The organism is Nocardia sp. bgisy134, assembly GCF_965341865.1.
In the GTDB taxonomy this organism is placed as follows: Bacteria; Actinomycetota; Actinomycetes; order Mycobacteriales; family Mycobacteriaceae; genus Nocardia.
Map to the genome: position 1 here is coordinate 221,656 of NZ_CBDQZP010000006.1, position 13,713 is coordinate 235,368.

The following is a 13,713-nucleotide window of genomic DNA, read 5'->3' on the forward strand; positions in this document are numbered from 1 at the left end:
TGGACGTTACAACGCCGGTAATGGGCGGGGCGTGGGTCACTGGTCGGTGAGGCCTACCGCAGTGCGGAGGCGGGCTAGGGCTTCGGCCCTCGGTAGGGTCGCGCCATGATGGAAGGCGGCTTTGTAGGTTTCCTGACCTAGTCGGTCGGTGAGGGAGTTCGCCAAGGTGGTGAGGCGGGGTTCGCCCGCGTCGAAGTCGCCGCGGAGGGACGCGCTGAGGCCGAGGGCTTCCGCGGCGTCCTCGGGGGCGTTCTCGAGTGTGCGCAGTTCGGCGAGCAGTTCGGCGACGTGGGCGGTGTTGGCGGCGTCGGCCCAGGCGAACAGGCCCGCGGCAGCGCGGGGAAAGAGCGCGCGGGCCGCGGTCGCATCGCCCTCGGCGAGACGGTTGGCCAGGCGGGCGGCGGTGACGAGATCGGCGGCCATGGCGTCCGGGAGGCCGAGCCGGTCGGCGATCGCCGCGAGCTCGTCGATCGTGCGGTCGGCGGCGGGCACGTCGCCCGCGCGACGGTGCCATTCGGCGAGCGCGAAGAGGGTCTCCGCGGCGCTGCGCCGGTGGCCTCGCTCGGTGGCCTGCCGTCGCATCGCCTCGATATCGCGCAGCGCGCCGTCCAGGTCGCCCGCGCGCATGCGTTCGGCGGTGAGCCGGGCGCGGCAGTGGAACAGATCGTCTTGGCCGCCGAGTTCGCTGCTGACCGCGACGCCCTTCTCGAAGACCGCGATGGCGTCGTCGTGTTCGCCGCGCAGCGAGTGATCGCGGCCGACAGCCAGCAGCGCCATACCGAGCCCCCAGCGATCGCCCACCGCCGCGAACCCGCGCAGCGCCGCGGCACGGTCTTCGGTCCCCGCACGCCGATCGCCCTGTTCTGTCCACACGTGATCCCGGGCCCAGTGCGCGCAGGACCGCACCCACGGGTCCGGCGCGGCCAGCGCCCGATCGAGCACGCGTGCGCCGAGGTCGTCGGCGCCCGCCGACGCGGCGAGCAGCGGAACCCAGAGCAACAGGGCCGGGTGGAAGTCGAGCGCGCCCGCCACCTCGCCGTCCTCGATCAACGTCCGCACCGCGACGCTTTCCGTGATCGGCGCGCCCGCGAGCAACTGGATCAGCCGCAGTGCGGCCCGCTCGCGCTCGGGCAGCGCGTCGTCGAGGCGCAGTACGGCGGCGAGGAAGGTCTCGAACTGGGTGCCCATGCCGCGGATGCCCCAGTACCAGAACAACGCGCCGACGAAACGCGATGCGCGCAGGCCGTCACCGTTGTGGAGCGTGGATCGCAGTGCGGCTACCAGATTTTCGTGTTCCGCGTCGAGAATCGCCATGGCGCGCAGCTGGTCTCGGGTGCGCAGCGACGGCTCGTGCCGCTCGGCCAGCGCCAGGTAGTGTTCGGCGAAGCGATCGGCGAGGTCGTCACCGGTCTCCTCCAGCCGGTCGGCCGCGTAGGCGCGGATGGTCGCGAGCATGCGATAGCGCGGCTCGGGGTCGCCGGAGACCGTGAGGACGGACTTCTCCACCAGCGCGTCGGCCACATACAGCACGTCCTCGCCGGGCAGGGTCGCATCGGCGCAGATCTCCTCCAATGCCTCCAGCTTCGCGCCGCCGGGAAACAGCGAGAGTCTGCGCGCCAGTGTCCGTTCCGGCTCGGTGAGCAGGTCCCAGCTCCAAGCCACCAGGGCGAGCAGCGTGCGCTGGCGCGGTTGTGCGGTGCGGCTGCCCGAGGTCAGCAGCCGGAAGCGATCGTCGAGTCTGCGCGCGATCTGCTCGACGCTCATCGAACGCAGCTTGGCCGCCGCGAGCTCGAGCGCCAGCGGCAGGCCATCGAGCTGACGGCAGATGTCCACTACCGGCCCGGCCGTCTCGGCGTCCAAGACGAAATCGGGGCGGGCCGCGATCGCCCTGTCCAGGAACAGCCGCACCGCGGCGGCATCGGCGACACCGGCGAGTTCGACTGCCTCGCCGGGCAATTCGAGCGGACCGAGCTGGTACAGCGCCTCGCCGGCGATGGCGAGCGGCTCACGGCTGGTCGCGAGAATCCGCAGCTGCGGAAGCCTTTCGAGGAGGCCGTCGGCCAGTTCCGCGGCGGACTCGATCAGATGCTCGCAGTTGTCGAGCACCAGCACCGCGGGACCGACGTCGAGCAGTTCGGCGATACGGTCGGGTCCGGTGAGCGGCTGCGTCGGCCGGTTGTCGGACACCCGCAGGTCCCAGGAACCCAGCGCGCCGAGCACGGTGTCGGTCAGCTGTTCCGGGGTACTCACGCCGGCCAGCGGGACGAACCAGACCCGGCCGCGTTCGTGAGCCCGGTGCCGGGTGACCGTTTCGACCGCCACCCGGGTCTTGCCCGCCCCGCCGGGGCCGACCAGCGTGACGAGACGTCCCGCGTCGAGCAACTCGGCGACCCGCGCCAGCTCGCGTTCCCGTCCGACGAAATTGGTGAGCGGCAACGGAATTCGGTTCACCGTCGGCTCCGGTCGCGGCGCGGGGCGATCAAGCTCGCCGCGCAGCAGGGCCAGGTGGACCTCCCGCAGTTCGGCGGACGGATCGACGCCGAGTTCGTCGCCGAGCCGCTCGCGAATCTGTTCGTAGACGGCCAGTGCGTCGGACTGGCGGCCCGCGGCCGAGAGCGCGCGCATGCGCAGCCCGGCCAGTCGCTCGGCGAGCGGGCGTTCGGCGGCGGCCGCTTCCAGGTCGGCGAGGACGTCGGCGTGCCTGCCGAGTCGGATCTCGATGTCGTAATTGTCCTCGGCGACGGTGGATTTCAGCTCTTCCAGCCGCGCGACCGCGAGATCGGCGAACGGGGCGTCGCGCACATCGGCGAGCGCGGGCCCCCGCCAGAGCGCGAGCGCGTCGGCCAGCGTGGCTCCCGCCGCCGCCACCTTGCCCGCCGCCAGGTCGCGGCGGCCGTCGGCGGCGATGGACTCGAAGCGGTGCGCGTCCACATCCTCGGGGCGCACCGACAGCCGGTAGCCGCCGGGACCGAGTTCGAGTGTGCCCGCGCCGCGTAAGGCCTTGCGCAGCCGGGAAACCAATGCCTGCAACGCACCGGCCGCTTCGGCGGGCGGCTGCTCGCCCCACAGCCCGTCGACGAGCGCGTCCACCGAGACCGGCCGTCCCGCCTCCAGCGCCAGCCTGGCCAGCAGCATTCGCAGCCGCACACCACCGAGATCGAGAGGCGACCCGTCGTCGGCGAAGGCGGCGATCGGACCGAGCAGAGCAACACGCACGGCGTCCAGCCTGTCAGAAATGTCCGGGGCTGGATGACACACACCTTCCGAACGCCTCACACAGGCGGTGCCTATGCAAGGCGTGTGCATGGTGTGCGACAACGTCAGCGGTGAGGTGGTCGGGGATTGACCGTGCGCTGCCGGCGCATTGCAACCCGCTACGGCGACGCCGGCCACCACGGTGGCCGACTGTGGTGGCGGAGGGAGCTGGCTTGGTGGGCGGAGGCGGAGGCTGGGGTCCTGGATGCGACGAAACCCGGTCCCGCGCAATGCGGAACCGGGCTTCGGGTCGAGGTGCGTCAGGCGGCGATCAGAGCGACGAGGACCAGGATCGAGCCGCCGAAGACGATCGCGTGGCGGGCGTTCTGCAGCCACGGCATCACCCAGCGCGGGAAGGCGTTCTCGGCGGCCGCGAGGAAGCGGCGGGCGTCGATGCGGGCGAGTTCCGGGTCGCCGGTTTTGGCGAAGGCGTGCTCGATGCTCTTGGCGGCGGTCAGGTTGCTGTAGAGGATGACGATGTTGACGATCACCACGAGCACCTGGCAGATCCAGGTCAGCGTCTGGCCCCACGGGACGGCGGCCAGGTTCAGTCCGGCCAGCGCGACCATGACCAGCGCGATGGACAACGGCGCCCAGGTCTCGTGGCCGCCCGCGTCGAAGCGCATGCCGTGTTCGGCGAGCACGCCGGGCCGGACGCCCTGGCGGTTCAGTTCCGCCTCGGCGGCGGCCTTCGCGGCGGCGCCGTAGCGGTGGCGCACCAGGGGGATGCTCACGAAGGCGGCGGCGATCAGCAGTTGGGCGATGGCGGCGACGGTCAGCATGGTGGTTCTCCTCATCCGGTTCTTCGGTCCTGCGGGGCGGGGCCGGTGGGGCCCGCGCTCTCGATGAACCAAAGATGCGCGGCCCGGCTGACAGGCCGCCGACATCGCGCCGACAGGGCTTGTCAGTGCAGGTAGACGGGTCGCGACGCGCTATCGAACCTCTGTGATGGCAGCCGCCTTCAGTCAACGGCGGCGGGTTTCGTATGCTCGGACTCACCCGCCGCCGAACGAATGGTGACCAACGATGATCGACTTTTCGATTCCCGCCGAACTCGCCGCCGAACGCGACCGCGTCCGCCAGTTCGTGATCGACAAAATCGTCCCGTTCGAGCGCGATCCGCGCCTGACCGCGCACGGGCCCACCGACGAACTCCGCCAGGAGCTGGTGGAACTCGCCCGCGCGGAGAAGCTGCTGACGGTGCAGGCCCCCGAGGCGCTCGGCGGGCGCGGCCTGAGCCACGTCGAACAGGCCGTCATCTACGAGGCGGCGGGCTGGTCCACCCTCGGCCCGATCGCGATGAACTGCGCGGCGCCCGACGAGGGCAACATGTTCCTGCTGTCCAAGGTCGCGAATCAGGAGCAGATCGACCGCTACCTGATGCCGGTGATCAACGGACACCAGCGCTCGGTCTTCGCGATGACCGAACCCGAGGGCGCGGGCTCCGACCCGGCGCAGCTGGCCACCGAGGCCGTTTTCGACGGCGAGAACTTCACCGTCAACGGCCGCAAATGGCTGATCACCGGCGCCAACGGCGCCAAGACCTGGATCATCATGGCCCGCCTCGCCGCCAACCCGCACCTGCCCGAAGGGCCCACGCTGTTCCTCACCGACGGCGACCAGCCCGGCATCGTCATCGAGCGCACGATGAACACGATGGACCGCAACTACGTCGCGGGGCACGGCGTCGTCCGGTTCGACAACCTGGTGCTGCCCAAGTCGGCGCTGCTCGGCGAGGCCGGGCAGGCGCTGCGCTACGCCCAGCTGCGGCTGGCACCGGCCCGGCTCACGCACTGCATGCGCTGGCTCGGCGCGGCCGAACGGGCACAGAGCATCGCGATCCAGCACGCCAAGACCCGCACCGCGTTCGGCAAGCCGATCGGCGAACACGAGGGTGTGTCGTTCATGTTGGCGGACAACGAGATCGCGCTGCACCAGTGCCGCCTGACCATCTGGCACGCCTGCTGGCTCATGGACCAGGGCGAGAAGGCGCGGCACGAGAGCTCGATCGCGAAGTCCTACGTCTCCGAGGAACTGTTCAAGGTCGCCGACCGCTGCGTGCAGGTGCTCGGCGGCATCGGCATCAGCGACGAGACGGTGGTCGAAATGATCTTCCGCGACATGCGCGCCTTCCGCCTCTACGACGGACCCACCGAAGTCCACAAGTACGCGATCGGCCGCAAGATCCTGCGCTGACACTCCACTGGTAGCGCGGCACGCCCAAGGACCCAACGCTGTGTCCTCCGCGCTCCCCAACCATCGCGAGGGCGAGTCTGACGAGCCCGTTCGCGGCCGTCTCGCTTCCCAGCGGCCGAGATGCATGCGCCGCAGGCGCGAATCTCGGCTGCTGGGACGCGAGACACAAGGGGCCGCGAACCCGCGCGCGCCAGCGCGCCAACAGCACAGTGCCAGCGCGCCGACAACACACCCGTTACCATCCTGTGGCATGAGTTCGGAATTGCTCGTCGATGTCTCTTCGGGCATCGCCGTCCTCACGCTCAACCGGCCCGCCCAGCAGAATGCCTTCACTCCGGCCATGGCCGCTGAGCTCGGTGCGGCGCTGCAACGCTGCGACAGCGAGGATGCGATCCGAGCGGTCGTGATCACCGGGACGCCGCCCGCGTTCTGCGCGGGCGCGGATCTATCGAATCGGGTGGGCGAGGTCAGCGCCACCATCGAGCCTGCGCCGTGGCGGGTGCGCAAGCCCGTGATCGCCGCGGTCAACGGGCACGCGGTCGGCATCGGGCTGGCACTGGCGCTGCAATGCGATCTGCGGTACATGGCGCGCGACGCGGTATACGGGCTGAACCAGGTGCGCCGCGGTGTGCTCGCCGACGGCTACGCGCACTGGACCCTGCCCAGGCTGGTCGGCATGGCCAATGCCGCCGACATCATGCTGACGGGCCGCACCTTCGACGGTGACGAGGCCAAGGCGATGGGCCTGGCCAACGCGTGCCTCGCGGGCAGCGAGGTGCTGGATACCGCGCTGTCGGTGGCGCACGATCTGGTCAACGGTTCGGCGCCGCTGCCCGTGGCGTTGTCCAAGCGCCTGCTCTGGGAGGGCCTCGGGATGAGCCCTGCCATGGTCGGTCAGCTCGAGTCGGAACTCAACGCCCACGTCGGCAAGAGCGTCGACGGCGGAGAGGCGATGGCCGCGTTCCGCGACCGAAGGCAGCCCAACTGGACCGGGAGCATCAGTTCCGAATGGCCCACCTGGGACAGCAGCGCCGACGCCGAGCGGCCGATCCTCGACTGAGCTGGGGCCGTGACGGACTACATCCGGCAGTCGCTAAGCGTTGCCGCCCAGCGTGATCAGTAGGAACGCGATCGCCATCAGGACCATCAGCACGGTGCCGACGACGCCGAGGATGTAGCCGACCAACACCTGGGCGCGGCCGCCGATCGCGCCGCCGGACTGCTCGATCTGGTCGAGGGCGCGCTTGCCCAACGCCCACGCCACCGGGCCGAGCGCCCCGCAGCACAGGATGCTTGCCGCGCCGAGAAACAACACGGCCGTGGCATTCGGATGCTCGACCGGCGAACCGATGGGCTGGTTGGGTATCACCACTCGCCGAATTCTACGGGGCTCCCAGGGATCTCCGCGTATTTTGCGGATCGCGCAAGGCACGGGGCGTTTCGCCGCGGCCTGGAAGTGGGCCATCCGGCGCGGTGGCCCCTCCTCCTCGAATCATTTGTCGCGTACGGGCTTTCGGCCCCGCGCGCGAATCGTCAAGCGCGGCGCTGACGAGCGATCTCGGCGAGCACGACGCCTGCCGCCACCGACGCGTTCAGCGACTCGACTGCCCCCGCCATCGGGATGCTCAGGATGCTGTCGCAGTTCTCCCTGACCAGGCGCGAAAGCCCCTTGCCCTCGGAGCCGACCACGATCACCGTCGGCGCGGTGCCGTCGAACTCGTCGAGCGTGGTGTCGCCGCCCATGTCCAGGCCGACCACCTGGAAGCCCTGGTTGGCCCAATCCTTCAGCGTGCGAGTCAGATTCGTGGCCCGCGCGACCGGGAGCCTGGCCGCGGCGCCCGCGCTGGTGCGCCACGCGACGGCGGTGACGCTGGCGCTGCGCCGCTGCGGGATGAGCACGCCCTGGCCGCCGAACGCCGCCACGGAGCGGATCACCGCGCCGAGATTGCGCGGATCGGAGATGTTGTCCAGCGCGACGAGCAACGCGGGCTCGGCCGAGCCGCGCACCCGGTCCACCAGATCGTCCGGGTGGGCGTAGCGGTACGGCGGCACCTGCAGGGCAACACCCTGGTGCATGCCGCTGTTGCTCATCCGGTCCAGATCGGTGCGCGGCACCTCGAGGATGGAGATGCCCGCGTTGGCGGCGGTCTGCACGCTCTCGGTGAGCCGCTCGTCGTTCTCGGTGCCGACCGCGACGAACAGCGCCGTCGCCGGGACGCCCGCGCGCAGACATTCGACCACCGGGTTGCGGCCGAGCACCAACTCGGGACCGTCCTCGGTCTTGCGACCCGCGGGGCGGCCCGCCGCACCCGCGCGACCGGTCGGGCGTCCCTGAGCCGCCGCCTTGGCCTGGGCCTTGGCGCGTTTGGCCGCGGGATGCTTGGTCCGCGCCTCGGCGGGCGGTGTGGCGCCGCGCCCCTCGAGCCCGCGCCTGCGCTTGCCGCCGGAACCGACGACCGCGCCCTTCTTGCTTCCTGTCTTGCGCACCGCGCCGCGGCGCTGCGAATTCCCTGCCATCAGTTCGCCTTTCCGCGCCCGCTGCCCAGTGACCACTGGGGTCCCTCGGCGGTGTCGGTCACCTCGATGCCCGCGGCGACGAGGCGGTCGCGCACGGCGTCGGCGGTGGCCCAATCCTTGTCGGCGCGGGCCTGTTGACGACGGTCGAGCTCGGCGCCGACCAGCACGTCGAGCGCCTCCTGCGCCGCCGAGTTGTCTTCCGGGCTGTACCACTGCGGGTCGAACGGGCACACCCCGAGGATGTTCAGCATGGCCCGCACCTGCCCGGCCAGCTCCCGCGCGGTGTCGACCGCACCCACCTCGAGCGCCTTGTTGCCCTCGTGCACCACGTGATGCACCTCGGCAAGCGCGCGCGGCACGGCCAGGTTGTCGTCCATCGCCTCGGCGAACGCGTCGGTCCACTTGCCGACCGGGATCTCGCCGACCCGCTCGGTGACCCGGTGGATGAACGCCTCGATGCGCTGGTAGGAGGCCGCGGCGTCGTACAGCGCCTTGTCCGAGTACTCCAGCATCGACCCGTAGTGCGCGCTGCCGAGGTAGAACCGAAGTTCAACGGGGCGAACCTTTTTCAGCACGTTCGGCACGGAAAGCACATTGCCGAGCGACTTGGACATCTTCTCGCCGCCCATGGTCACCCAGCCGTTGTGCAGCCAGTACTGCGCGAATCCGTCGCCCGCGGCCTTGGACTGGGCGATCTCGTTCTCGTGGTGCGGGAACACCAGATCCATACCGCCGCAATGGATATCGAATTCCGGACCGAGGTAGAACTCGGCCATGGCCGAGCACTCCAGGTGCCAGCCGGGGCGGCCGGGGCCCCACGGCGAGGGCCAGCTCGGCTCGCCGGGCTTGGCCGCCTTCCACAGCGTGAAATCGCGCGGGTCGCGCTTGCCCGCGCCCGCGCTCTCGCCCTGGTGCACGTCGTCGAGCCGGTGGCCGGACAGCTTGCCGTAGTCCGGGTAGCTCTGCACGTCGAAGTAGACGTTGCCCTCGGAGGCGTAGGAGTGCCCGCGGTCGATGAGCCGCTGCATCAGATCGACCATCTGGGTGATGTGGCCGGTGGCCCGCGGCTCCGCGGACGGCGGCTGCACGCCGAGCATCTGGTAGGCCCGGTCGAAGGCGCGCTCGTAGGTCGCCGCCCACTCCCACCACGGACGGCCCGCCTCGGCGGCCTTGTTCAGAATCTTGTCGTCGATATCGGTGACGTTGCGGATGAAGTACACGTCGTAGTCGTGGGCCAGCAGCCAGCGGCGCAGCACGTCGAACGCGACGCCGCTGCGCACGTGACCGATATGAGGTTCCCCCTGCACGGTGGCGCCACAGAGGTACACCGAAGCACGGCCGGGAACCAGCGGCGCGAAATCGCGCATGGTTCGGCGTTCGGTGTCAAAAAGGCGCAGTGTCACGGCAGCCGATCTTAGCCGGTCGTAGCAGGGCGTTCGTCCCCCGGCTCGACCAAACCCCGCTGTGGTGCTATATGCGGGCTTGTAGCAACGCGGTGGCGATCGAGGCGACACCCTCCCCGCGTCCGGTCAGACCGAGCCCGTCGGTGGTGGTTCCCGACACCGAGACCGGGGCGCCGAGCAGTTCGCCCAGCACCCGCTGCGCCTCGGCGCGACGCGGCCCGATCTTCGGTTTATTGCCGATGACCTGCACCGCAGCGTTGACGATGTCGAATCCTGCCTCGTCGAGCAGCCTGCGTACCTCGGTCAGCATCGTCGCGCCGGAGACGCCCTCCCACTCGGGGCGGCCCGTACCGAACACCGCGCCCACATCACCCAGCCCGGCCGCGGAGAGCAATGCGTCACAGAGCGCGTGCGCGGCGACGTCGCCGTCGGAGTGGCCCGCGCAGCCGTCGGCGCCGTCGAACAGCAGACCCGCCATCCAGCACGGACGACCGGGTTCGAGGGGGTGCACGTCGCTGCCGATACCAACTCGCATGGTCACGACGTTCTCATACGCTGCGCGCCGCGTTGCACACCGTCTCGGCGAGCATGAGGTCCAGCGGGGTGGTGATCTTGAAGGCCATCGGGTCGCCGGGAATGGTGCGCACCTCGGCACCGAGCCGCTCGACGAGTCCGGCGTCGTCGGTCGCGAGCACGTTCGTCTCGTAGGCGGCGTGCAGGAGCTCGGCGGCGAAGCCCTGCGGGGTCTGGATCGCCCGCAGCGCGGCGCGATCGGGGGTGCCGGTCACCACGCCGTCCGGGTCGACGGACTTGACGGTGTCGACGACTGGAAGGGCGGGAACCACCGCTCGATGACCCGCCCGCAACTCGGCCGCGACCCGGGCGATCAACTCGGGCGGGGTGAGCGCGCGGGCGGCGTCGTGCACCAGGAAATATCCCGCGTCCGGCGCGGCGGCGAGACCGGCGCGCACCGAATCGGTGCGCTCGGCGCCGCCGACGACCACGCGCACCGCGTCCGAGGGCGGCAGCAGGGCGACTGCGCTCTCGGCCAGTTCGGCGGGGACGATCACGATGATCCGGTCTACCGCCCCGGAGGCCAGCAGGCCGTCCACGGCCAGCCGGACCATGGGTGTACCGCCGACTGCGACGAACGCCTTGGGCATGTTCTCGCCCAAACGAACGCCGCGGCCGGCGGCAGGAACCAAGGCAACGACAGGACTGTCGCTGTCAGAGTTGTTCACGGTCAGGAAGCCGCTGCGAGAACCTCGTCGAGCAGCGTCTCGGCCTTGCCGTCATCGGTACCCTCGGCAAGCGCGAGTTCACCGACCAAGATTTGGCGGGCCTTCGCCAGCATGCGCTTCTCGCCGGCGGACAGCCCACGATCCTGCTCCCGACGCCACAGGTCGCGGACGACCTCGGCCACCTTGTTCACATCGCCGGAGGCGAGCTTCTCCAGGTTGGCCTTGTAGCGGCGAGACCAGTTGGTCGGCTCCTCGGTGTGCGGCGCGCGCAGCACCTGAAAGACCCGGTCGAGACCCTCCTGGCCCACGACATCGCGCACGCCGACATATTCGGCGTTTTCCGCGGGTACGCGAACAGTCAGATCGCCTTGGGCGACCTTCAGGACCAGATACTCTTTTTGCACACCCTTGATGGTGCGAGTCTCGATTGCTTCGATCAGCGCCGCTCCGTGGTGGGGGTAAACGACGGTGTCTCCGACCTTAAAAATCATGTGTCCCGTGCCCCTTTCGATGTTCACAGTTTAACATGCGACTCGATAACGGCGCGATCAACTGTGCAGGTCAGGGCCACAACGAGCGGACCGAGGGGGTTGACAGAACCCGGTCGTTGTGCATTACGTTGTGCCAGAACGAGTTATCCACCGGCGCCACCTTGCCCGTGTCCCGCCAGGCGCCTCCGCACTCGGCCCGCAACCGCACCGCCGGGCCACCGAACCGTTATGCAACGGATGCCGACCGTCGGCGGTGTCGCCGGGCCGAGATCCCGGCCCGACCGATGGGTCCCCTGGGTCGACTACTACGCTGCCTAGTTACTACTCTCCGTAGCGGAGTGATCCCGGTCGACATGGAGGACAACCCGTGACTGCCCTGAAAGCTGTGACCGCCTCGTCGGTGGCGCGGAAGCCCCGTCTCATGGTGACTGTCGCCGCACTCGCCGCGGGCGCGGCGCTCGCCCTGTCCGGCTGCGGCGCGGGTCAGGTCTCCCAGACCGCGAACCAGGCCCCGGCGGTCAACGGCAACAACGCCGAGGTCGAGGACATCTCGCTGCGGAACGTGCACATCGTGTACCCGTCCGAGGGCTACACCAACGTCAAGGGCGGCAAGGCGCTCATCGCGCTGTCCATCGTGAACAACAGCGAGACCGTCACCGACGAGCTCACCAGCGTCACCACCGACCTCGGCCCGGTGAAGATCACCCCGCCGTCGGGTCAGTCCGCGGTGAAGCTGGAGCCGCAGCAGACCGTCGTCGCGGCGTCCGCCCAGCACAGCGACAAGAGCGCGACCGACTCGCACGGCACCGACACCCACGGCACCGACACCCACGGTTCGGACAGCCACGGCGCGCAGCCGACCGGACAGAAGACCGCCGATCCCGAGGCCAAGCCCGCCACCATCGAGATCACCGGTCTGACCAAGGACATCACCCCCGGCCTGACCTACACCGTCTCGTTCAACTTCAAGGAGAACGGCACCGTCCAGGTCCAGGTGCCGGTCGACGCGGGCACCGAGGCCGAGCGCCACGAGTCCGACAAGTCGGGCCCGGCCGAAGGCGGCGCCCACGGCGGCGGCCACTGAGCCGTCCGTCCGACGCGGACCGAGAACGAAGGCTGTCGCACCCGGTGCGGCAGCCTTTTCTATACCCGCCACGTCCGGCGGGGATCTGTCGGGCCCGGTACGTAAGGTGCGCCTGTGGCAAAGATAAAGCCGATCTTCCGGTGCTCCGCCTGCTCGCACGAGGTGGCGAAGTGGGTGGGCAAGTGCCCGGACTGCGGGGCGTGGGGCACGGTGGACGAGGTGGCCGTCTCGGCCGCGTCGGCCGCTGCGCCGGGGAGGCGCGCCATGCTGCCGAGCACCGCGGCGGCCCCGATCTCCACAATCGATTCGAAGGTCACCAAGGCGAGGCCGACCGGTGTCGGCGAGCTGGACCGGGTGCTCGGCGGCGGGGTGGTCGCGGGCTCGGTGGTGCTGCTTTCCGGCGAACCCGGTGTCGGCAAGTCGACGCTGCTGCTCGAGGTCGCGCACCGGTGGGCGAAGCAGCGCGACGAGAAGTCGCTGTACGTGACGGCCGAGGAGTCCGCAGGGCAGGTCCGGCTGCGCGCGGACCGCACCAGCGCGGTGCACGAACGGGTGTACCTGGCCGCTGAGTCGGATCTGTCGATCGTGCTCGGACACGTCGAGCAGGTGCGGCCGACGCTGCTGGTGGTCGACTCCGTGCAGACCATGCTCGCGCCGGACGTGGACGGGGTCATCGGCGGCGTCACCCAGGTGCGCGCGGTGACGGCGGCGCTCACCTCGCTGGCCAAGGCGAGCGGAATCGCCGTGCTGCTGGTGGGGCACGTGACCAAGGACGGCAACGTGGCGGGCCCGCGCACCCTCGAACACCTGGTGGACGTGGTCTTGCAGTTCGAGGGCGACAGGAACTCCACGCTGCGCATGGTGCGCGGCATCAAGAACCGCTTCGGCAGCGCCGACGAGGTGGGCTGCTTCGAGTTGCACGAGGACGGCATCGCGGGCGTCGACGACCCGTCGGGGCTGTTCCTGCACCACCGCACCGATTCGGTGCCCGGCACCGCGGTCACCGTCGCGATGGATGGCAAACGGCCGCTGGTCGGCGAGGTACAGGGCTTGACGGTGAAGACCGAGATTCCGGCGCCGCGCCGCGCGGTCAGCGGGCTCGACTACAACCGAGTCGCCATGGTGCTCGCGGTGTTGCAGAGCCGCGGCCGGGTCTTCCTCGGCAAGCACGACGTCTACGCGGCGACAGTCGGCGGGATGCGGCTCGTCGAACCCGCCGCCGACCTGGCCATCGCGCTGGCCATCGCCAGCGCCGAATCCGACACCGCGCTGCCGCCGGGCTGGGTGATACTCGGCGAGGTCGGCCTCGCGGGAGAGGTACGCAAAGTGACCGGCCTGGCACGTAGGCTTGCCGAGGCTCAGCGACTCGGGTTCACCACCGCGCTGGTGCCGCCGGGGCTGGATCGAGTGAAGGGCGGGGGCATGAAGATTCACGAGGTGACCGACGTCGGCTCGGCGTTGCGGATCAGCGGTCTGCGGGCGCGGCGGGCGGCACGGACCGAGGCGGCCGAGTGATTCCGGGGCGG

12 protein-coding genes are annotated in these 13,713 nt (G+C 70.1%); 4 read left to right on the plus strand and 8 right to left on the minus strand.

Translation table 11 applies throughout. The annotated features are described in order from the left end of the window. Positions 1-36: 36 nt before the first annotated feature. Both ACRWNM_RS13650 and ACRWNM_RS13655 read right to left on the minus strand, forming a co-directional pair. On the minus strand, positions 37-3,216 hold the full coding sequence (locus tag ACRWNM_RS13650) for a BTAD domain-containing putative transcriptional regulator (RefSeq protein ID WP_431967230.1): 3,180 nt from the start codon (positions 3,214-3,216) through the stop codon (positions 37-39). Positions 3,217-3,515: 299 nt separating this feature from the next. Next, positions 3,516-4,037: a hypothetical protein gene (locus ACRWNM_RS13655; RefSeq protein WP_431967232.1), complete on the minus strand. Its 522-nt coding sequence runs from the start codon at positions 4,035-4,037 to the stop codon at positions 3,516-3,518. A 244-nt stretch (positions 4,038-4,281) separates the two neighbouring features. On the opposite strand from ACRWNM_RS13655, the gene ACRWNM_RS13660 reads away from it, so the two are divergent. Then, positions 4,282-5,451, plus strand: coding sequence for an acyl-CoA dehydrogenase family protein (locus ACRWNM_RS13660; RefSeq protein ID WP_431967234.1), 1,170 nt, complete (start codon positions 4,282-4,284; stop codon positions 5,449-5,451). 250 nt (positions 5,452-5,701) lie between these two features. Further along, positions 5,702-6,511, plus strand: coding sequence for an enoyl-CoA hydratase/isomerase family protein (locus ACRWNM_RS13665; protein ID WP_431967236.1), 810 nt, complete (start codon positions 5,702-5,704; stop codon positions 6,509-6,511). 33 nt (positions 6,512-6,544) lie between these two features. On the opposite strand, the gene ACRWNM_RS13670 is transcribed toward ACRWNM_RS13665, so the two are convergent. The 6 genes from ACRWNM_RS13670 to carD form a co-directional block, all read right to left on the minus strand. Beyond that, the gene (locus ACRWNM_RS13670) at positions 6,545-6,823 is read right to left on the minus strand and encodes a DUF4190 domain-containing protein (protein ID WP_431967238.1); all 279 of its coding nucleotides are present in this window, start codon (positions 6,821-6,823) and stop codon (positions 6,545-6,547) included. Between the two features lie 161 nt (positions 6,824-6,984). Beyond that, a complete protein-coding gene (rlmB, locus tag ACRWNM_RS13675; RefSeq protein WP_431967240.1) occupies positions 6,985-7,968 on the minus strand; it encodes a 23S rRNA (guanosine(2251)-2'-O)-methyltransferase RlmB in 984 nt (327 codons plus the stop codon). Next, positions 7,968-9,371 (minus strand): cysteine--tRNA ligase, encoded by a 1,404-nt coding sequence (gene cysS / locus ACRWNM_RS13680; protein WP_431967242.1) that lies wholly within the window; start codon positions 9,369-9,371, stop codon positions 7,968-7,970. Before cysS ends, rlmB begins: the two co-directional genes overlap by 1 nt. 67 nt (positions 9,372-9,438) lie before the next feature. Next, entirely contained in the window at positions 9,439-9,906 is a 468-nt protein-coding gene (gene ispF / locus ACRWNM_RS13685) for a 2-C-methyl-D-erythritol 2,4-cyclodiphosphate synthase (RefSeq protein WP_431967438.1), read from the minus strand. Between the two features lie 13 nt (positions 9,907-9,919). Continuing rightward, positions 9,920-10,612 carry a 2-C-methyl-D-erythritol 4-phosphate cytidylyltransferase gene (ispD, locus tag ACRWNM_RS13690; protein WP_431967244.1) on the minus strand — a complete coding sequence of 231 codons (693 nt, stop codon included), beginning with the start codon at positions 10,610-10,612 and terminating at the stop codon, positions 9,920-9,922. Between the two features lie 2 nt (positions 10,613-10,614). Beyond that, the gene (carD, locus tag ACRWNM_RS13695) at positions 10,615-11,103 is read right to left on the minus strand and encodes an RNA polymerase-binding transcription factor CarD (RefSeq protein WP_040686206.1); all 489 of its coding nucleotides are present in this window, start codon (positions 11,101-11,103) and stop codon (positions 10,615-10,617) included. A 367-nt stretch (positions 11,104-11,470) separates the two neighbouring features. Here carD and ACRWNM_RS13700 point away from each other — a divergent pair, with 367 nt between their 5' ends. Together ACRWNM_RS13700 and radA are read left to right on the plus strand one after the other, a co-directional pair. Then, complete coding sequence (locus ACRWNM_RS13700) at positions 11,471-12,187, plus strand: hypothetical protein (RefSeq protein ID WP_431967247.1); 717 nt, start codon at positions 11,471-11,473, stop codon at positions 12,185-12,187. 114 nt (positions 12,188-12,301) lie between these two features. Beyond that, positions 12,302-13,702 (plus strand): DNA repair protein RadA, encoded by a 1,401-nt coding sequence (gene radA / locus ACRWNM_RS13705; RefSeq protein ID WP_431967249.1) that lies wholly within the window; start codon positions 12,302-12,304, stop codon positions 13,700-13,702. Positions 13,703-13,713: the final 11 nt, after the last annotated feature.